The sequence below is a fragment of the Streptomyces sp. NPDC002845 genome (genome assembly GCF_053591955.1).
Genome location: NZ_JBSFUU010000101.1, coordinates 1 through 17,252 on the forward strand (window position 1 = coordinate 1; position 17,252 = coordinate 17,252).

18 protein-coding genes and 1 pseudogene are annotated in these 17,252 nt (G+C 68.7%); 6 read left to right on the forward strand and 13 right to left on the reverse strand.

The window, feature by feature from the left end:
* Nucleotides 1-193: adenosylhomocysteinase (locus tag ACWD3C_RS42230; RefSeq protein WP_451152998.1), on the forward strand; the 193-nt coding region annotated here is incomplete at its 5' end.
* Here ACWD3C_RS42230 and ACWD3C_RS42235 read toward each other — a convergent pair.
* Nucleotides 187-1,308 (reverse strand): NAD-dependent epimerase/dehydratase family protein, encoded by a 1,122-nt coding sequence (locus tag ACWD3C_RS42235; RefSeq protein WP_451153000.1) that lies wholly within the window; start codon nt 1,306-1,308, stop codon nt 187-189. The genes ACWD3C_RS42230 and ACWD3C_RS42235 overlap by 7 nt on opposite strands.
* A gap of 7 nt (nt 1,309-1,315) precedes the next feature.
* Nucleotides 1,316-2,278, reverse strand: a complete 963-nt coding sequence (locus ACWD3C_RS42240) for a ScbA/BarX family gamma-butyrolactone biosynthesis protein (RefSeq protein ID WP_451153002.1) — start codon at nt 2,276-2,278, stop codon at nt 1,316-1,318.
* A 141-nt stretch (nt 2,279-2,419) separates the two neighbouring features.
* Between ACWD3C_RS42240 and ACWD3C_RS42245 the strand changes: the two genes are divergently transcribed.
* Nucleotides 2,420-3,172: a ScbR family autoregulator-binding transcription factor gene (locus ACWD3C_RS42245; protein ID WP_451153003.1), complete on the forward strand. Its 753-nt coding sequence runs from the start codon at nt 2,420-2,422 to the stop codon at nt 3,170-3,172.
* 130 nt (nt 3,173-3,302) lie between these two features.
* Here the strand turns inward: ACWD3C_RS42245 and ACWD3C_RS42250 are convergent, their stop codons facing one another.
* From ACWD3C_RS42250 to ACWD3C_RS42265, 4 genes and pseudogenes are all read right to left on the reverse strand, one after another.
* Nucleotides 3,303-4,067: an SDR family oxidoreductase gene (locus ACWD3C_RS42250; protein ID WP_451153004.1), complete on the reverse strand. Its 765-nt coding sequence runs from the start codon at nt 4,065-4,067 to the stop codon at nt 3,303-3,305.
* A 54-nt stretch (nt 4,068-4,121) separates the two neighbouring features.
* The gene (locus ACWD3C_RS42255) at nt 4,122-4,775 is read right to left on the reverse strand and encodes a ScbR family autoregulator-binding transcription factor (RefSeq protein ID WP_451153005.1); all 654 of its coding nucleotides are present in this window, start codon (nt 4,773-4,775) and stop codon (nt 4,122-4,124) included.
* Nucleotides 4,776-4,834: 59 nt separating this feature from the next.
* Entirely contained in the window at nt 4,835-5,350 is a 516-nt protein-coding gene (locus ACWD3C_RS42260) for a hypothetical protein (RefSeq protein WP_451153007.1), read from the reverse strand.
* 302 nt (nt 5,351-5,652) lie between these two features.
* Nucleotides 5,653-5,823, reverse strand: a pseudogene (locus ACWD3C_RS42265) (SulP family inorganic anion transporter); the annotation flags it as partial.
* Between the two features lie 334 nt (nt 5,824-6,157).
* On the opposite strand from ACWD3C_RS42265, the gene ACWD3C_RS42270 reads away from it, so the two are divergent.
* The 3 genes from ACWD3C_RS42270 (at nt 6,158) to ACWD3C_RS42280 (ending at nt 9,197) form a co-directional block, all read left to right on the forward strand.
* Entirely contained in the window at nt 6,158-6,574 is a 417-nt protein-coding gene (locus tag ACWD3C_RS42270; protein ID WP_451153009.1) for a MerR family transcriptional regulator, read from the forward strand.
* Between the two features lie 165 nt (nt 6,575-6,739).
* On the forward strand, nt 6,740-8,425 hold the full coding sequence (locus ACWD3C_RS42275; protein ID WP_451153011.1) for a ribonuclease J: 1,686 nt from the start codon (nt 6,740-6,742) through the stop codon (nt 8,423-8,425).
* A gap of 49 nt (nt 8,426-8,474) precedes the next feature.
* Nucleotides 8,475-9,197, forward strand: a complete 723-nt coding sequence (locus tag ACWD3C_RS42280; protein WP_451153013.1) for a spermidine synthase — start codon at nt 8,475-8,477, stop codon at nt 9,195-9,197.
* Nucleotides 9,198-9,289: 92 nt separating this feature from the next.
* Here ACWD3C_RS42280 and ACWD3C_RS42285 read toward each other — a convergent pair whose 3' ends face one another.
* Nucleotides 9,290-9,436 (reverse strand): hypothetical protein, encoded by a 147-nt coding sequence (locus tag ACWD3C_RS42285; protein WP_451153015.1) that lies wholly within the window; start codon nt 9,434-9,436, stop codon nt 9,290-9,292.
* Between the two features lie 366 nt (nt 9,437-9,802).
* Here ACWD3C_RS42285 and ACWD3C_RS42290 point away from each other — a divergent pair, with 366 nt between their 5' ends.
* Nucleotides 9,803-11,113 carry a flavin-containing monooxygenase gene (locus ACWD3C_RS42290; protein ID WP_451153017.1) on the forward strand — a complete coding sequence of 437 codons (1,311 nt, stop codon included), beginning with the start codon at nt 9,803-9,805 and terminating at the stop codon, nt 11,111-11,113.
* 92 nt (nt 11,114-11,205) lie between these two features.
* On the opposite strand, the gene ACWD3C_RS42295 is transcribed toward ACWD3C_RS42290, so the two are convergent.
* From ACWD3C_RS42295 to ACWD3C_RS42320, 6 genes are all read right to left on the reverse strand, one after another.
* A complete protein-coding gene (locus tag ACWD3C_RS42295) occupies nt 11,206-12,516 on the reverse strand; it encodes a tryptophan dimethylallyltransferase family protein (RefSeq protein WP_451153019.1) in 1,311 nt (436 codons plus the stop codon).
* Nucleotides 12,517-12,757: 241 nt separating this feature from the next.
* On the reverse strand, nt 12,758-14,104 hold the full coding sequence (locus tag ACWD3C_RS42300; RefSeq protein ID WP_451153021.1) for a cytochrome P450: 1,347 nt from the start codon (nt 14,102-14,104) through the stop codon (nt 12,758-12,760).
* Between the two features lie 8 nt (nt 14,105-14,112).
* Complete coding sequence (locus ACWD3C_RS42305) at nt 14,113-14,706, reverse strand: GTP-binding protein (protein ID WP_451153023.1); 594 nt, start codon at nt 14,704-14,706, stop codon at nt 14,113-14,115.
* Nucleotides 14,681-15,058: a DUF742 domain-containing protein gene (locus ACWD3C_RS42310; RefSeq protein ID WP_451153025.1), complete on the reverse strand. Its 378-nt coding sequence runs from the start codon at nt 15,056-15,058 to the stop codon at nt 14,681-14,683. Before ACWD3C_RS42310 ends, ACWD3C_RS42305 begins: the two co-directional genes overlap by 26 nt.
* On the reverse strand, nt 15,055-15,456 hold the full coding sequence (locus ACWD3C_RS42315) for a roadblock/LC7 domain-containing protein (RefSeq protein WP_451153027.1): 402 nt from the start codon (nt 15,454-15,456) through the stop codon (nt 15,055-15,057). Before ACWD3C_RS42315 ends, ACWD3C_RS42310 begins: the two co-directional genes overlap by 4 nt.
* Nucleotides 15,453-16,664, reverse strand: a complete 1,212-nt coding sequence (locus tag ACWD3C_RS42320) for an ATP-binding protein (protein WP_451153029.1) — start codon at nt 16,662-16,664, stop codon at nt 15,453-15,455. The genes ACWD3C_RS42315 and ACWD3C_RS42320 overlap by 4 nt, the downstream gene beginning before the upstream one ends.
* Nucleotides 16,665-17,252 lie beyond the last annotated feature (588 nt).

Genomic DNA, 17,252 nt, shown 5'->3' on the forward strand with positions numbered 1-17,252 from the left:
GATCGAGCTGTTCACCAGGCCCGACGCGTATCCGACCGGTGTCTACACGCTGCCCAAGCACCTCGACGAGAAGGTCGCCCGTCTCCACCTCGACGCGCTCGGGGTGAAGCTCACCGAGCTCCGCCCCGAGCAGGCCGCGTACATCGGCGTCGACGTCGAGGGCCCGTACAAGCCCGACCACTACCGCTACTGAGTATCAGGAGGCCACATGTACGACAACGAACAGGAGAACGAGCGGCACAACGACTTCACGCAGGCACCCGCCCTCCGGCTCGCCGGCGTCGACGACGATCCCACCGAGGCCCATATCGTCCGCGGCATCGACTGATACGCGGGGCACGAGGTGAACCGCTCCTCGAACCCCGGCCCGGGGTCCTGCCCGGTACGGCGCCACACCTTGCCGCTGTCGTACCAGTGATCACGCGTCAGCAGCGTGTACTGGTGCTCGGACAGGTCGGGCACGGCTCTCTTCACGAGTTCGCGGTGCTCGGCGGGCGGGAGGAGGCGCGGTTCCGGCAGACGGAGCAGGGAGTGCAGGGTCCGCACCAGACTCGGCATGCTGACGGGCCTGGGGTACGCGCAGTGGTACACGGCACCGGCGTCGGCCGGCTCGGGCCTCCGGACGAGGGCCGCGACGATACGCGCCAGGTCTTCTACGGCGATCATCGAACTGTACGACGCGGCGACCGCGGGCCAGGCCGGGACGAGGCGGAGCAGCCGCGCCAGGGCGGGGATGAACCAGCGGTCACCGTCGCCGTGGATGAGGTGGGGGCGCAGGACGGTTCCGCCCGCGGCGCGGACCGCCTCTTCGGCTCGCAGCCGTGAGGCGCTCGCGGGTGAGGCCGGAGCCGGCTCCAACGCCCGCTCGTCGGGCCCCCGATGCGGTCCGGAACCGTACACGGAGGCCGTGCTGACGTAGATGAAGCGCCGGACTCCGTGTCGCTCCGCGTCGTCGAGCAGAGCCCGTGTGCCCATGTCATTGATGGCGTGGCAGTGCTTCGGGTCCCGTCCCACGTAACTCGCCGCGTGTACGACGGTGTCGATCCCGGAGCAGACGTCGCGCAGCGAGCGCGGGTCCGCCAGGTCGCGTGCCAGATGGCGAGTCCCCCGGTGCTCGGTGAGGTCGTTCGGCCGGCGCGACAGGACGGACACCCTCGGACGGGCGGAGCGGGGTTCCGGTGTCCCGAGCAGTTCGCTCAGTACGGCGCCGCCGACGAAGCCGGTGCCGCCCACCACGAGGACGGTGCCGGCACCCGCGGCCGCGTGTGCCGTGTCGTCCGCCCCGGGTAACGGCCGTATGCCGGACATGCGCGGCTCACCTCCCCGAGCCGTCGTAGACGCTCACCCGGCAGACGGCCGCGACGGATCCGGCCTGATGGAACTCGACGGTGAGGGACTCAAGGCCGGATCTGGCCGTGTCCACGTCGTACTCGGAGGTCGACACAAGGCACGGCGAGTCGAATTCGACGTACTTGCGGAAGGCGGCCTCGCAGCCGACGAGCAGTCCGTCCGGACGTCGCAGTGCGGCCAGCGCGGCCTGCCGGGCCGCTTCCATCAGCACCATGCCCGGCAGATGGTCGACCGGGTGGTCGAAGAGCACGGGGTGGTCCGGATCGGCCCGCAGATCGCGTACGCCGTTCACGGACTCGGCTCCGAGTACCACGTCGAACTCGCAGGTCCTGCCGACGAGTTCAGGGCTGATGCCCTTGCACGGACCGGACGGCGGAACCGCACCCGCGTGCGTGCCGCGCAGCCTGCGATAGACGGCCGGACTGGCGCAGTTCGCGACCGTGCGGCCCGATCCGATGCGCCGTCCGTCGCGGTACCCGACCACGTCGTAGGTGAAGGAGGAGACGACGTTCCTGCGGCGCGCGATGTCATGGAGCGTGACTTCGAGGACCACGTGGGCCGGCCCGCGGCCCAGCCGGGCTCCTTCCTCGGTGATCTCGAACGACATCGTCTCGGTCAGAAAGCTGAAGCCCAGAGGTATCTCCAGGGCCTCGTGGGCGAGAAGGAGCCCGGCCTGACGGATCGTTTCAGCGAACAGCATGGGGTCGTGCCAGCGCCCGGCGACCGCCCCGTAGTAGCTGTGCCCACGCGACCACTGGGCCCCTATGCGGTAGGTGCCCTCCCCGCACCTCCTGACCCCTGTCAGCAGTACCTCCGATATCGCCGCACGATGCACGAGCGTGCGCGGCACGGTCTGTTCGAAGAGTTCGGGCTCGACCGCCTCGACGCGGACAAAATCCGGGCGGTCGGCTTGCAGTAGTGCAGTCATCCCTGGCCTCCTGGTGGGCGCTTCTTCGCGACGACACGGGGGTTGAGCAGGACAAACAGCGGAACCGCAGTCAGCGGGGCCTTGGGCCCGCAACAAGAAGAATACTAGGCGACTGGTATTTTTTAGCAAGTAGGAGGAAGATTGACCGCAGCGCAAGTCGCGGTGATCACCGGAAGGATGGAAGACCACCATCCGCGCCGCGGCGGACAGGAGGCGGCAGTGGCCAGAGCACGGCAAGAACGAGCGGAAGTCACCCGGCAGGCGATCCTCGAAGGCGCGGCGAAGGCCTTCGACGCCGCGGGCTTCGGCAGCACCAGCCTGACGGACATCTCACAGCAGGCCGGCGTGACCAAGGGTGCCCTGTACTTCCACTTCCCGTCCAAGGAAGCCCTGGCCCAGGCGCTGATGACGGATCAGTTCGATGTCGCGGCAGTGCTTGAGGACGCCGAACGGCCGGGTGTGCAGACCGCCATCGACATCACGCACCGGATGGCGCATGACCTGCGCACCAGCGTGCGCGTCCGGGCCGGGATCCGGCTGGTGATCGAGCTCGGCTCGTTCACCGACCCCAACCCGACGGTCTACAACAAGTGGATCGACACCGTCCGGGACTGCCTGGCCCCCGCACAGGGGCGCGGAGACATCAAGCCGGAGGTCAACATCACGAACGCGGCGATCCACATCGTCGGCGCGTTCGCCGGGGTTCAGATCACCTCCCAGGTCCGCACCGGACGCCAGGACCTGCATGAGCGGGTCACCGACCTGTGGACCCTGATCCTGCCCGGGATGGTTCCGGCCCGCAGGGTTCCCCGGTTCGAACCGGCCGGCTCACCGGAACTGCGGGCCTCACTCGGCATTCCCGACACCGACCGGGAAGTCGTCAGCGTCGGCTGACGACGGGTGCCGCACACGGCGACGACGTACGGCGGGCTTGGACCACACCCCTCAAGGGATGGCCCAAGCCCGCCGTCCGTCATGGGCTCCGTAAAATCGCTCCGCAAAGCTGTCACGCCGTAAGCCGTCGTCAGAGTCGCGAGCCGCCACTCGCGTCGATGCACTGTCCGGTGATCCACCTGGACGCGTCGGACGCCAGGAAGGCCACGATGTCGGCGATGTCGGACGGCCGGCCGAGGCGGTCGAAGACCGACCACGCGGCCAGTTCCGCCGCGGCCTCCGCCGTGGCGCGCTTGCGCGCGTTCATATCTGTCTCGACATACCCGGGGCCCACCGCGTTCACGGTGATGCCGCGTCCGCCGAGTTCCTTGGCGAGGGCGAGGGTGAAGGTGTTCAGGGCGCCCTTGGTCATCGAGTACACGACAGACTCGGGATAGGCGATCCTGGTCGCCGCCGACGAGATGTTGATGATGCGGCCGCCGTCGCGCAGATACTTGAGTCCCCGTTGCACGAGGAAGACCAGGGACCTCGTGTTCACGGCGAAGAGCCGGTCGAAGAGTTCGGGGGTGATTTCGTCGATGCGCGCCGATCCGCTGACTCCCGCGTTGTTGACGAGTATGTCGAACTCCGGCCCCTCCCCTTCGCACGCCAGCCCGGTCTGGAACTGGGCGTAGAGGGTCTCGACATCGCCCGGTACCCCCAGCTCGGCACGGAGGTGGAACGCCCGCCCCCGCTCCCGTTCGATCAGCTCGACGGTCTCCCTGGCCGCCTCCTCGTTGGCACCGCAGTGGACCGCGACCAAGGCCCCCTCCTGAGCCAGCTTCCGCGCGATTCCCCGGCCGATCCCGCGACTGGCCCCTGTGACCAGTGCCGTCTTGCCCGTGAGCGTGCCCATGTCTGAACTCCCCCTTCACAGCATGTGGCTACGACATCGAAAGGTGCCTGGTGCTCAGCACTCGGCATGGAACGGTGGGCCACCTACGTGCGGCGCCGTGGTCCTGATGTCCTGCTCCGCGTCCTCGGCCCGCAGAAGCGGAAGCACCAGCTCCCACAGGTTGGCCAGCCACGTCTCGACCTCCGGGTGTGAAACCCTCATCCAGGCGAGGGTCTCGACGCCGGATACGGCCGCTGTCACCAGGGTGCGCGCCGAGACATCCGCCACGGAGCGCCCCAGCTCCCCGTTCTGCCGCGCCCTCTCCAGCAGCTTCTCCACACGATCGAGCCAGAGGGCGTAGAAGTCGAGAGGTCCGGGCCGTTCGTCCACTCGTTCACGGGCGATCCGCACACTCGCCCTGACGAACGGGTTCTCCCGGAGCAGTTTGTTGAGGGCGTGGGTCACATCCACCACGACCTGGAGGTGGACCGGCTCGGTGTCACGGAGATCCTCCACCGTCGTCTCCAGAACGTCCTGACCTCGGGCGAGGACGGCGTCCGCCAGATGATCCTTGCTGGAGAAGTGAAAGAACAGCGCTCCCTTGGTCACCCCGGCGGCACTGCTCACCTCGGCCAGCGACGTCTTGACGAAGCCATGGGCGGCGAACTGCTCGGCGGCCGCCACCACAAGCCGCTCCAGAGTGCGCTCGGAACGCTCCTGCCTCGCCATTGTCGCCCACCTCATCAATAAACATACTGGTCGAATGGTTTTGCATGGGGTCAGGTGAGTCAGGCAGCCCGGACGGCGACCCGCGCCGCCGGAGCGGCCCGCGCCGCCGGAGCGGCCGGCGCCATCGGAGCGGCCGGCACGCCGGGCACCCCGGTCCGCCTCGCCGGAAGCAGATAGGCCGCGTCCGCGAGGTCCGACAGCACCTGGGCGACCCCGAACTCGCGCAACCTGGCCGCCATCCGCCGCAGCTCCCGCCACGAACCCTCACCCGTGCCGCCGACGAAGACCGGACAGCCGACCGAGCCGGCCGCCCGCAGCTCACCGAGGCCGGACAACTGCCGGACCACCGCGTGGGCACCCGAGCCGCACCCGAGGAGCAGCGCCTCGGCATCACCGTGACGGGCGAGCTCCGCCGCACCCTGCTCCAAGGTCACGCCGACGCCGAGATTCACGGCCCTGATCCCCCGGCAGCTCAGCCGCATGGAGACCAGGAAGCTGTCCGCCGGGGACGCGGAGTCCCCGATCACACCGACGACCACCAGCCGCCCGCCGGGGCCGCTCTTGAGATCACTCATCGCCTCTCCCTCCAGCAACTCCGGCACGGGCCACGGCATCCACCGGCGGTCCCTCCTTCACCGTCTCCATGAGAGCTTAAAAACCGGTCGAACGGTATGTCAAGGAAAACCGGTCGAACGGCTTGAAATGAAGACGCCCTGTGGTGCCGCAGGACACCTGGCCGACGGGTACGGCAGGGCGGTGGGGGCGGGCCGCGGGCAGGCAGGGTCCAGGGCCCGGCTCGGGTGCGGAGGTGCGGAAAGGCCGCCCTTCCCCGCTAATCCGTGGCGGGAGGGCGGCCGGGCCGGTCAGTGGGGTGGTGTCAGTGGCTGCCGGCGAGCCGGCCGGCGGGGCGCTCACGCATGTCGGCGCTGGGCTCGTTCAGGCCGATGATGGTGACCTTCTTGCCGCGCTGGGCTCAGGGGTCCTTATGCGCGACGCGCTTGGCGAAGATGACCATCGCGGTGATGCGGCCCACCACCACGCCGGTGGCCTGGTAACGACCTGGGGTGACATAGGGAGCGGGCCAAGGAGCGGCGTCCGGTGCGGTCGATCGCAAGGCGCCGGAAGGTCCTCGATGGGGGTCCCCCCGCTCGAGCGAAGCCGAGAGTGGGGGAGGAGCCACTAGGACATTTCGGCAACGCCGCGAGCGGCCGTGCCGGACGTCGCGACGCCGCTCCCTATTCCACCCCAGGTCGTAAGGGCCCGCGCCGTGGCGGGCTCACGGCTGCCGTCCTCCTGGATGGCAGCGGCGAACACTCGAAGACTCCTACCCTGACGTGAGGGCAGGGTGCGCCTTGCGGCACGACGAAGGGGATCATGGGGCGATGACGGATCAGCGGCAGATGCAGATCGGCGAGGTGGCCGAGCGGACCGGTTTGTCGCTGCGCACCATCCGCCACTACGAGGAAGTCGGCCTCGTCATCCCCTCGGCCCGCAGCAAGGGCGGCTTCCGGCTGTACACGGAGGCCGACGTCGAGCGGCTGATGGTGATCCGGCGCATGAAGCCGCTGGACTTCTCCCTGGAGGAGATGCGCGACCTGCTGGAGATCACCGACCGCCTCGCCGCCACCGACAACCCGCCCGTCGGCGAGGAGCTCGAACGCCTGCGGCAGCGGCTGGACTCCTACCGGAAAGTGGCCGACGCCCGCTGCGAGACCCTCCGTGCCCGGCTGGAGATGGCCGAGGACTTCGCCGCCACTCTGCGCCACCGCCTACGGACGGAGGTCCACTCGGGCACCTGAGCCACCGCGGTCCTGGTACGAGGCGAGACGCGCCCCGTGGCGTCGTTCGGCGGTGGGGTTCCTCGTGCGCTCGCTCGTCCGTTCGGCGCTCGCCAAGGCGGGCGATCACCCATGAGCGAAGCCTCCGATGAATCACTTCGGCGGACTCTCCGGTAGCGTCAGGGGATGAGTCATCCGCACCCAGAGCTGAAAGCCGCCCCGCCGCTGCCCGAAGGAGGGCTGAGGGTCACCGCCCTCGGCGGCCTGGGCGAAATCGGCCGCAATATGACCGTCTTCGAGCACGCGGGCAAGCTGCTGATCGTGGACTGCGGTGTGCTGTTCCCCGAGGAGACCCAGCCGGGCGTGGATGTGATCCTGCCCGACTTCACCTCGATCCGGGACCGCCTGGACGACATCGTGGCCGTCGTCCTCACCCACGGCCACGAAGACCACATCGGCGGCGTGCCCTATCTCCTGCGCGAGCGCTCCGACATCCCCGTCGTCGGCTCCAAACTCACCCTCGCCTTCCTTGAGGCCAAGCTCAAAGAGCACGGGATCAAGCCCCGCCCGGTACGTGTACGGGAGGGCGACCGGCGTGGCTTCGGCCCCTTCGACTGCGAGTTCGTGGCGGTCAACCACTCCATCCCGGACGGCCTCGCGGTCGCGATCCGTACCGGCGCCGGGATGGTGCTGCACACCGGTGACTTCAAGATGGACCAGTTCCCGCTGGACGACCGGATCACCGACCTGCGCGCCTTCGCCCGCCTCGGCGAGGAGGGCGTCGACCTCTTCCTCACCGACTCCACCAACGCCGAGGTCCCCGGCTTCACCACCTCCGAGCGCGAGCTGAACCCCGCGATCGAACAGGTGATGCGCACCGCGCCCCGCCGGGTCATCGTCTCCAGCTTCGCCAGCCACGTGCACCGCATCCAGCAGGTCCTGGACGCCGCCCACCAGCACGGCCGCAAGGTGGCCTTCGTGGGCCGCTCGATGGTCCGCAACATGGGCATCGCCCGCGACCTGGGCTATCTCAAGATCCCGTCCGGCCTGGTCGTGAACGTCAAGGAACTGGAGAAGCTGGCCGACCACCGGATCACCCTGGTGTGCACGGGCTCCCAGGGCGAGCCGATGGCGGCCCTGTCCCGGATGGCCAACCGCGACCACCAGATCCGTATCGGCAAGGGCGACACCGTCCTGCTCGCCAGCTCCCTCATCCCCGGCAACGAGAACGCCATCTACCGGGTGATCAACGGGCTGACCCGGTGGGGCGCGAACGTCGTCCACAAGGGCAACGCCAAGGTGCACGTCTCCGGGCACGCCAGCGCCGGTGAACTCGTGTACTGCTACAACATCGTCAAGCCCCGCAACGTCATGCCCGTGCACGGCGAGTTCCGCCACCTGCGGGCCAACGCCGACCTCGCCATCCGTACCGGCGTCGACCCCGACCGGGTCGTCATCGCCGAGGACGGTGTCGTCGTCGACCTCGTCGACGGCCGCGCCGCGATCGTCGGCAAGGTGCCCGCGGGCAACGTCTACGTGGACGGCATGGAAGTCGGCGGTGCCACGGAGGCGTCCCTCAAGGACCGCGTCACCCTCGCCGAGGAAGGCGTCGTCACGGTCGTGGCCATCGTCGACGCCGACACCGGGGCGCTGGCCGAGGCCCCCGACTTCCTGGCCCGCGGGTTCGTCCACGACGACACCACCTTCGAGCCCGTCATCCCCGTCATCGAGAAGACCCTCGCCGCCGCGGCCGAGGAGGGCGTCGGCGACGCCCACCAGCTCGAACAGCTCATCGCCCGCGCCGTGGCGAACTGGGCCTTCCGCACCCATCGCCGCAAGCCCCTCATCATCCCCGTCATCATCGACGCCTGAAGACGCCCGACGATGCCTGAGGACGCCAGAAAGGTGAAAGGGTGAACGGATGAGCGCGCGTTTCGAGGAGATCGACTGGCGACCGACGCCGATGGGCGAGATCAGTCTGCGGCGGCGCCGGAACCCGGTGACGGGCGACGACGTGTACGAGGTCAAACTCGGCGACGAGTACCTGATGTCCAGCCTCTTCACCACCGGCGAGATCGCGCTCACGGAACTCGGACTGGCGAAGCTGCCGGACACCGGACCGGCCGGACTGGACGTCGCCGTCGGCGGACTCGGGCTCGGGTACACCGCCCAGGCCGCGCTGGACGACCCCCGGGTGCGCTCGCTGACCGTGATCGACGCGCTCCCCGAAGTCATCGACTGGCATCAGCGGCACCTGGTGCCCCTCGGGGCCCGGCTCACCTCGGACGACCGCTGCCGCCTGGTCCACGGCGACTTCTTCGCGCTGGCCGCCGACCCCCGCGGTCTGGACCCGCGGGAGCCGGGCCGCCGCTTCCACGCCATCCTGCTGGACATCGACCACTCACCGCGCCATGTGCTCCACCCACGCCACGCGGCCCTCTACCAGCCCGCCGGCCTCCGCGCCCTCGCCCAACACCTCCACCCCGGCGGGGTGTTCGCCCTGTGGTCCAACGACCCGCCAGACGAGCGGTTCACCTCCGTACTCACAGAGGTCTTCGCACAGTCGGCGGCCCATGTCGTCGACTTCGACAACCCCCTGCAGGGCGGCACGTCGTCCAACACCGTCTACGTAGCCAGTACATGAACCGGGCACGCCGCTCTGAGGTGTGCGGCTCCGCCGCCGCCTCCGTACACCTCAGAGCGGTCCACGAGCAGTCCACGAGCAGTCCGTAAGCGCTACGCGGCCCGGAGTGGCTCGCCGCAGAGCCTGCCGTGTCCGGTCGCGCCCGCGTCGCCCGGCGGCATCCCGGCGGCGGCCGAGCGCAGGCCGCACCACAGCAGCCCGCCGATGACCACTCCCGCCGCCGGCCCGCCGGCACCCACGGTGCCCCAGACCGCGAGAGCGCGCGTCCGTTCCCGGTCGGCCGGGAACGTCGTGTTGACCAGTCCCCCGAAGGGGCCCCGAGGGAACTCCTCTGAGTCGTCGTGTCCGGCATGCAGAGTGGTCTTGCGATCGCGAGGGCACCGGGTGCGGCAGGACAGAGGCCTCGGACCGGAACGTACGCAGGTCAGCGCACCCACAGTGCGCCCGACATCGCTCGGACTCCCCTCAAAAAATCAAACCGAACGATCGCCATTTTTGCCGACCCGACGGCTTCTTCTGTGTCTGTTCTTCGCCGGTGTGAGGGCATGGGCGACTGGGAAGTTATGTCTTTTGCGAGAAGGATTGGTGTCCTGTGGGGGGAAACCTTGAATGTCTGCGTGATCGGTGCGGGTCTATCAGGGCTGGCGGCCATGCGCGCGCTCGCGGCCAGAGGCATCGACTTCGTCTGTCTGGAGAGGGCGGCGGATGTCGGAGGGATCTGGCGTCAGCCGGAAGCCGGGGAGCGAGGTCCGGGCTACCTGTCGCTGCACCTGAACACCGCCAAGCAACTCACCGGTTACACGGGCTTCCCGATGCCGGACTCGTTCCCTCTCTACCCCCGGCACAGCGACGTCGCCGCGTATCTGCGTTCCTTCGCCGAGTGGGCCGACGTGCTGCGCCACGTCGAGTTGCGCACCGAAGTGGTGTCGGTGCGTCAGGATTCCGACGGGGCATGGACGGTCGTCAGCCGGCGCGCGGGCGGGGCTACGACGTCGCGGCGTTTCGAGCAGGTGATCGTGGCCTCGGGCCATCACACGGAGCCGGCGCTGCCGAACCCGCTGCCGCCGGGTTCCCAGTCGTTCGACGGAACGATCCTGCACTCTCTCGACTATCGGGACGGCAGTGACTTCGACGGGCAACGCGTCATCGTCGTAGGACTCGGCGCTTCGGCGGTGGACATCGCCGCGGACCTCTCCCGGCACGCCGCACGGACCGTGCTCTCGGTGCGCCGGGGGCTCCACATCGTGCCCAAGCAGCTCTTCGGCATGTCGCTCGACGAGATAGCCAACGCGCCGTGGTGGACCCGGATGTCCCTGTCCAAGCAGCGCCGTTTCGTCGAGAAGGTGCTGTTCGTCGCCCGGGGCAGGCTCACCGACTACGGCCTTCCCGAGCCCGACCACCCCATCTTCGCCTCGGCGGTGACCATTTCGGACGAGATCCTCAGCCGCATACGTCACGGCGCGCTGACTCCGAGACCGGCGATCGACTCCATCGACGGCAGCCGTGTTCTCTTCACCGACCAGAGTTCCGAGGAAGCCGACGCGATCGTCTACTGCACCGGGTTCCGCATGAACTTCCCGTTCCTTCCCGCCGGTTGGCCGGCAGGGCCACGGGGATCGGTCGAGCTGTACAAACGGGTCGTCGCGCCCGATCGGCCCGGCCTGTACTTCATCGGCCTGGTCCGTCCCCTGGGCGCGATCACGCGCCTCGTGGAGGCTCAGGCGCACTGGGTCGCGCGGATCGTCGACGGCGAGGCCGGCCTGCCCTCCTCGGAGATCATGCGCAAGGAGATCAGCGACTATCTGAGCGGCATCGCCGACCGGTACGGGGAGTCGGAGGGCTCCTCCATCCAGGTCGACGTCGTTCCCTACCTTCAGGAACTGCGCGTCGAAGAGGGCCGCCGCGACGCCGCGTAGACGAGACGATCGGGCGAAGCTCTTGACGGACGGACGGGCCGGTCCTGGCCGACACCCCGTCCAGCAGGAGCTTCGCCGGTCGGCGTGGTGCCTCAGTGCACTGTTTCGCCCTGATGGGGCAGTTGGGCGAGCGGTGGCCTCACCGTGTACGCCTCCGAGGAGATGTACGCCGTCACCCGCGGTGGCCGCCCCCGCTGATGGGCGAGCGCCAGATAGGCGATGAGTCCCACGCCGTCCTGCGGCTGCCGTGAGGTGACGGCGGCCAGTGACTGAAGGAGTGGGGCGGTGTCCATGCCATGGCGGCGGAGTACGGTCACCGCTCGCGCGAGAGCCTCCCCGTCGTGGCGGACGTAGTCCCTGACCGGGATGTGGAGGGTGAAGCCGCTCGGCAGTCCGGTCGCCGTCTCGGTGAAGGCGTGGCAGGTCAGGGCGGACCGGCCGCCGAGCCGCGCGTCCGGCCCACCACCACCGTCCCCAAGGCCATCGGCACCGGCCCCAAGGCCGTCGACAGCGGTCCCAAGGTCATCGGTACCGGCCCCGAGGCCGTCGCCAGCGGCCCCAAAGCCGTAACCAGCGGCCCCGAAGCCGTTGCCAGTGGCTCCGAAGCCGTTGCCAGTGGCCTCGATGCCATGGGCATGGCCGTCGAACCCGGCCGCCGTACGGAAGAACCCCTGGATCTGGGCCGGTCCGGGTCCACGGTTCATACGGGACAGGTCGCCCGCCTCCTCCGCCGACAGGTCGTCGTGCCTGAGGTAGACCTTCACCCGGGGTGCGTCCCAGTCGCCCAGGTCCAGGGCGAAGAACGGGTAACCGTCCGCCCGGGGCAGCGCCGCGAACGCCTTCTCGTGGCCGAGCCGGCGTAACGCCTCCCGCACCGTCCAGGCGGAACGTTCCACCCCGGCCGCCGCGGGGTTCAGATACACCTTGGCCTTGGGGACGCCGCCGGGGCACAGCTCCAGCGCGCACCACAGTGCGAAGGGGCCCTCGGCGGAGGGAGGGAAGAACAGGTCCTCCAACTCGTCGAGCTGGCCGGCGGCGAAGTTCCAGCGCCGCGCCATCTCGCGGATGAAGCGCAGCCCCGTGCGGCCGTTCCGCCTCAGATCGCGGGCGCCGCACCCCGGTTCCAGCAGGACGCGCAGTGTCGGGGCCGCATCCGGCAGGAAGGCGAGCGAGAACTCGACCGGTGTGTGGTCGTCCGACAGAAAGCTGTGGGAGGGCGGCGGCCGGTCCAGCGGCCGTTCGGCCACGGGACCCAGTGACTCGATCATTAGACGCGCGTAGGTCTCCGCGTCGGCCGGGTCCAGCCCCGCGACGTCGCACAGCCGTACCAGTTGCCCCGCCGCGAACCCGCCGAGTGCCGGTGCTCCCGGCTCGGCCCGTCTGACGCCTCGGGAGCCGGTCACCGGACGGCCCGCCGTATGCCGGGGCGGGCAAGAAGATACCCGCCTGCGGGGGCGGGTACCTTGCTTTGCTGCCTGTGAAGTTGGGTTGCTCTGACTTCTCCGAGCTGAATGAAAGCGGCGCTGATGGATATGTGGAACACGACACATCCTTAGCCTCATAACTGACAAGATGCCGCGTTGCTCACTACCCGTTCGGTTGAAGCTTCATGCAGTCGTGGAGAGTTGGTGAGTGTTGTGTGCATCACCTCGTCAACCAGGACAGGAACTGACTCCACACCCCACCGCGCTCCGGCCTGCGCCCCGCGTCGGCATGCTCGTCGCGCGTGGGCGCCTCCGCGGAGGACGACGAGCCCGGCCGCCGTACCGGCTGAACCGGGGTGAATCGGGCAGGAAGCGTGGCCAGCGCCCGGTGGAAGGGCCCGGGACGCCAGGTCAGGCTGTCCTCGGGGACGGCGAGTTCGACATCGGGAAGCCGGTTGAGCAGGTTCTCGATGGCGGTGACGGTGATGTTCCGGGCGGGCTCCTTGCCCGGGCAGGCGTGCGGACCCGCGCTCCACGACAGGTGGGCCCGGTTGCTCCTCGTCCGGCGCAGTTCCGAGAGCGTCGGACCGGTGTTGGCGGCGACGAAACTGACCATGACCAGATCGCCCGCCGTGAGCTTCTGCCCGGCGAACTCCATGTCGGACGCCGGATAGTGCGGCGCGAAGTTCGCCACGGGCGGGTTCTCCCACAGCGTGTCATCGACGGCCTCGTCGATCAGACCGCCCTGGGCGTACCGGTCGTGGATGAGCAGGCGATGGAGGGTGTTGCTGATGAGGTTCCGCAGCGGTTCGACTCCCGAGCCCAGGAGCAGCGCGAGCTGGTGGACCATCTCCTCGTCGCTCAGCCGTGCCTCGTGCCGCATCAGCCATGAGGTGACGTCGTCGCCGGGCCTGGACCGCTTGAGCGCCACGAGTTCACCCACGGCCTGGTAGAGCACTTCGGCCGACTTCTCGGCGTTGACACCGTCGAACATACCGGAGATTCCGAACAGCACCCGGTCGCCGATGTCCGCGGGGCAGCCGAAGAGCTCGTTGAACACGAACAGCGGCAACTGCTTGGCGTAGTCGCCGAGCAGGTCGGCCGAGCCGCGGGTACTGAACTGGCCGATGAGGTAGTCGGAAATTCGCTCGGTGCTCTGGCTCAGCCGCCGGGGGTCGATCCTGGCCAGACTGTCGGTGACCGCCTGACGCAACCTCAGATGTTCGTTGCCGTCGCTGAACATGCAGTTGGGCCGGTACGCCAGCAGGGGGACGACCGGGCTGTCCGGGCTGACCTTGCCTTCGTTGAGGTCCCGCCAGCGGCGCGCGTCCTTGCGGAACGCGCTGGAGTCCTGCAGGAGTTGCAGCGCCGCCGCGTAGTCCGTGACGAGGGTCGCCTCCACTCCGGGAGCGAGTTCGACGGGCGCGGCCGGTCCGAAGTGGCGCAGGTACGCGTAGTACGCCTGCGGATCGGCCGCGAACTCCGGCCCGTACAGCGGCACCCGGCCGCCGGGGGTGTGGGCCGGGCACCCGGGCGGGGGCACGGGGGCGGTGGATTGAACGTCCATGCTTGCTCCTAGTGGGCACGGTTCAGCAGATGGCGGACGAGTGTGATCAGCGCGTCGGCCGACGACTTCTCGTCGCGTGCGTCGCAGATGACGACGGGGGTGTCGTCGAGCAGATCCAGCGCCTCGCGCAGTGCCCTTTCCTCACGGCGGGGCACGCCGTCGAAGTGGTTGACGGCGATGGCGTAGTCGAGTCCGTACTGCTCGATCAGATCGATCACGGCGAAGGAGTCAGCCAGCCGCTCGGGGTCCACCAGGACCAGAGCCCCGAGAGCGCCCCGCGCCATGTCTTCCCACATCTGTACGAAACGCTGCTGGCCGGGCGTTCCGAACAGATACAGCACGATCCGCTCGCTGATGGTCAGACGGCCGAAGTCCATGGCCACCGTCGTGGTGGTCTTGCCCTCGACCCCCTTGAGGTCGTCGACGGACTCCCCGGCCCGCGTCATCGTCTCCTCGGTGGTCAGCGGAACGATCTCGGAGATCGACCCGATGAAGGTGGTCTTGCCCACCGCGAAATGTCCGACGACGAGAATCTTCACAGGAGTCTGCGTCGCTCCGTCAGGGACGTAGGCCCGCTCATCCAAACTTTGCCCGGAGCCCATTCAGCACCTCCTCCAGGATCTCTCTGTCGGCGAGCGCGGCGCGCGCCACCGGCGGACGGGTGAGGAGATGGCCGCCTTCGGCGAGGGCGGAGAGAAGGATCTTCACCACGCCCAGCGGCAGCCGGGTGTGCCCCGCGATCTCGGCGACCGTGAGGTAGCCGGCGGAGCAGATGTCCAGCAGGTTCTGCTCCTCGGGAGAGAGGCGGGCCGGACGCCGGTGATCGTCGGCCGCCGCCGTGACCAGGGTGATCAGGGACAGCTGCTCCTCGTCGGGCAGGCCGCGCCCCTTGGTGATGACATACGGCCGTACCAGTTCCGGAGCCTCGGGCTCCCACTCGCCGGACCCGGTCATGAGCGTGTGCCGAGGTTCTCGCGGGGCGGCGTCGTGAACGCCTTGCCCAGCTGGCCGACGAGCTGCTGCATACGGAAGGTGATGTCCGCCATGTCGACGTCGGGGGAGGCCGAGACGCCGAGGTAGGCGCCTTCTCCGGCGGATATCAGGAAGACCCAGCCGCCGTCGAACTCGACCAGCGTCTGTCGCCACCGCTGATGGGGGTCCTCACAGAAGAACCCGAGCGAGCGGCTGAGCGACTGCACACCGCTCATCGCGGCGGCCACTTTGTCCGCGTCGTCCTTGCCGAACTCCTTCGTGCGAGCCATCAACAGACCGTCGGCGGATATCAGGACCGCGTGCAGGGCCCCGGGAATCTCCAAGGCGCTGTCGAGCATCCATGACAGATCGTCGTTCACGAGACCTCATGCCCTTCGCTGCTTGCACCACGTCTGCCGCGCGTCCGGTCCGCGGTGTCCGGAGTCGTGGTGTCCGAAGTCGTGGCTCGACCGGACTGCGTGCCTCGCTGGAAGGCACCCATGATCGCTGCCGTCTCCGCGTCGGAGCGTGCCGGAGCGCGGGAAGCCGGTGCGCTGCCGGGCACGATGGCCATCGGCCGCTTGCGGCGTCGCCTCGGCAGACCGTCGGCGGTCGACGACGCGGCCACCGCGGGATCGGGTCCGCTCCGGCTCGACGCGGAGACGGCGGGAACACCGGGACCTGCGGCAACGGCGGGGACGGCCGGCGTCGGCGCCTTCCGCTCCGGCATGCCGGTGAGCAGCTCGTGCGGCAGGAGGACGACCGCCCGGACGCCTCCGTAGGGGGACGAGGAATCCACGGACACCTCGAAGCCGAAGCGCTCGCAGAGCACGCCGATCACCGCGAAACCGAACTGCGGCGGGTTGCCGAGCCCCGAGACGCCCGAGACCCGCTCACTCGACAGGAGTGCCGAGGCCTTGCTCCGCTCCTCGTCGTTCATGCCGACACCGGCATCGTCGACGACGATGCAAATACCCTTGGGCACGGTACGAATATTGATTTCGACAACGGTGTCCGGGCTGGAATAGCTGGTGGCATTGTCGAGCAGTTCCGCGAGCGCCAGCGACACGGGCTCGACGGCCCGGCTGGTCACACCGAAATCGACCTGCGAAAGAATATCCACCCGCCGGAAGTGGCGAATCCTGCCCTGCGCGCTGCGCACCACGTCGTATACCGAGGCGATCTCGCGCTGCCGCCCCAGCCAGCCGTCGCACAGCACGGCAATGGACTGGGCGCGTCGGCCGAACTGTGAGTTGGTGTGGTCGATCTCCAGGAGATCCTGGAGGATGGCCGACTCGCCGTACTTGTTCTGCAGCCCGGAGATGATCAGCTGCTGCTCTGCGGCAAGGCCCTGAAGTGTCCGCATCGCGGACTTGAGGACCGTTTTCGTTGCTTCCTGGGCCTGCTCCTGGGCGGCCTCGACGGATTGTGAGTAATGATTCTCCAGCTCGGAGTAGTGGGATCTGAGCCCTTCGATTTCCTGCCGCAAATTTCGCGCCGCCCTGCGCTGGTGAACAATGGCGGCGAATGCGACAAGGATGATGGCAAGGAAAGCCCAGAGTAGGGGGTTCTGTATGTAATGCGTCATAAGACTCTCTTCAGGCGCTGACGGCCAGCTGCTGAATTTCCGTCAATGCGGGTGGACCGGCGGACCGCCCGCACCGGGGTTACCGCCCGGACTGTCCCCGTGGCCGGAGATGTCGTATTGCACCCATCTGCCCGCTCCGCAAGTGCGGCGATCGTATCACCGTACGAACATGTGACAGGACGTCAATAAGAGTAATTTTGGTGGGCGTTGGCACTCTGCGGGCCCCACTTCTTCAGAACCCGGCAACGTTCGCCCGGACTGTCTATTTGTCGATGCCGGAGTCGGGCGGCCCGCGCGAGGCTGCGTCGGCCGGGCACCGGAGTATCGTCGAATTGAACGTCCGACGGTGGGCGCGAGGCGGGTCGCCGGTGCCCGGGTCCGCCGCCGTCCGGCGAGAAGAGCGAGCAGAGCAGAGCAGAGCAGGAAGAGCAACCACGTGCGGGGTCCCGGCGCTCAGGACGTTCCCTCCCCGGCGCAGTACACGGAGCACCCAGCAGGATCGGCGGCCCGGTCCCGGGCGGTGCCCGGCCGGACGGGCCTGGTCACGGCGCTGCCCGGTCCGGGCGCGGAGTGGGCCGAGCCGTTGAG

Bases quoted from the DNA above. Each gene is read 5' to 3' on its own strand.
- ACWD3C_RS42305 (WP_451153023.1), bottom strand. From the start codon at position 14,706: ATGGGCTCCGGGCAAAGTTTGGATGAGCGGGCCTACGTCCCTGACGGA.
- ACWD3C_RS42280 (WP_451153013.1), top strand. From the start codon at position 8,475: ATGAGCGCGCGTTTCGAGGAGATCGACTGGCGACCGACGCCGATGGGC.
- ACWD3C_RS42275 (WP_451153011.1), top strand. From the start codon at position 6,740: ATGAGTCATCCGCACCCAGAGCTGAAAGCCGCCCCGCCGCTGCCCGAA.
- ACWD3C_RS42300 (WP_451153021.1), bottom strand. From the start codon at position 14,104: ATGGACGTTCAATCCACCGCCCCCGTGCCCCCGCCCGGGTGCCCGGCC.
- ACWD3C_RS42250 (WP_451153004.1), bottom strand. From the start codon at position 4,067: ATGGGCACGCTCACGGGCAAGACGGCACTGGTCACAGGGGCCAGTCGC.
- ACWD3C_RS42240 (WP_451153002.1), bottom strand. From the start codon at position 2,278: ATGACTGCACTACTGCAAGCCGACCGCCCGGATTTTGTCCGCGTCGAG.
- ACWD3C_RS42270 (WP_451153009.1), top strand. From the start codon at position 6,158: ATGACGGATCAGCGGCAGATGCAGATCGGCGAGGTGGCCGAGCGGACC.
- ACWD3C_RS42235 (WP_451153000.1), bottom strand. From the start codon at position 1,308: ATGTCCGGCATACGGCCGTTACCCGGGGCGGACGACACGGCACACGCG.
- ACWD3C_RS42320 (WP_451153029.1), bottom strand. From the start codon at position 16,664: ATGACGCATTACATACAGAACCCCCTACTCTGGGCTTTCCTTGCCATC.
- ACWD3C_RS42255 (WP_451153005.1), bottom strand. From the start codon at position 4,775: ATGGCGAGGCAGGAGCGTTCCGAGCGCACTCTGGAGCGGCTTGTGGTG.
- ACWD3C_RS42260 (WP_451153007.1), bottom strand. From the start codon at position 5,350: ATGAGTGATCTCAAGAGCGGCCCCGGCGGGCGGCTGGTGGTCGTCGGT.
- ACWD3C_RS42310 (WP_451153025.1), bottom strand. From the start codon at position 15,058: ATGACCGGGTCCGGCGAGTGGGAGCCCGAGGCTCCGGAACTGGTACGG.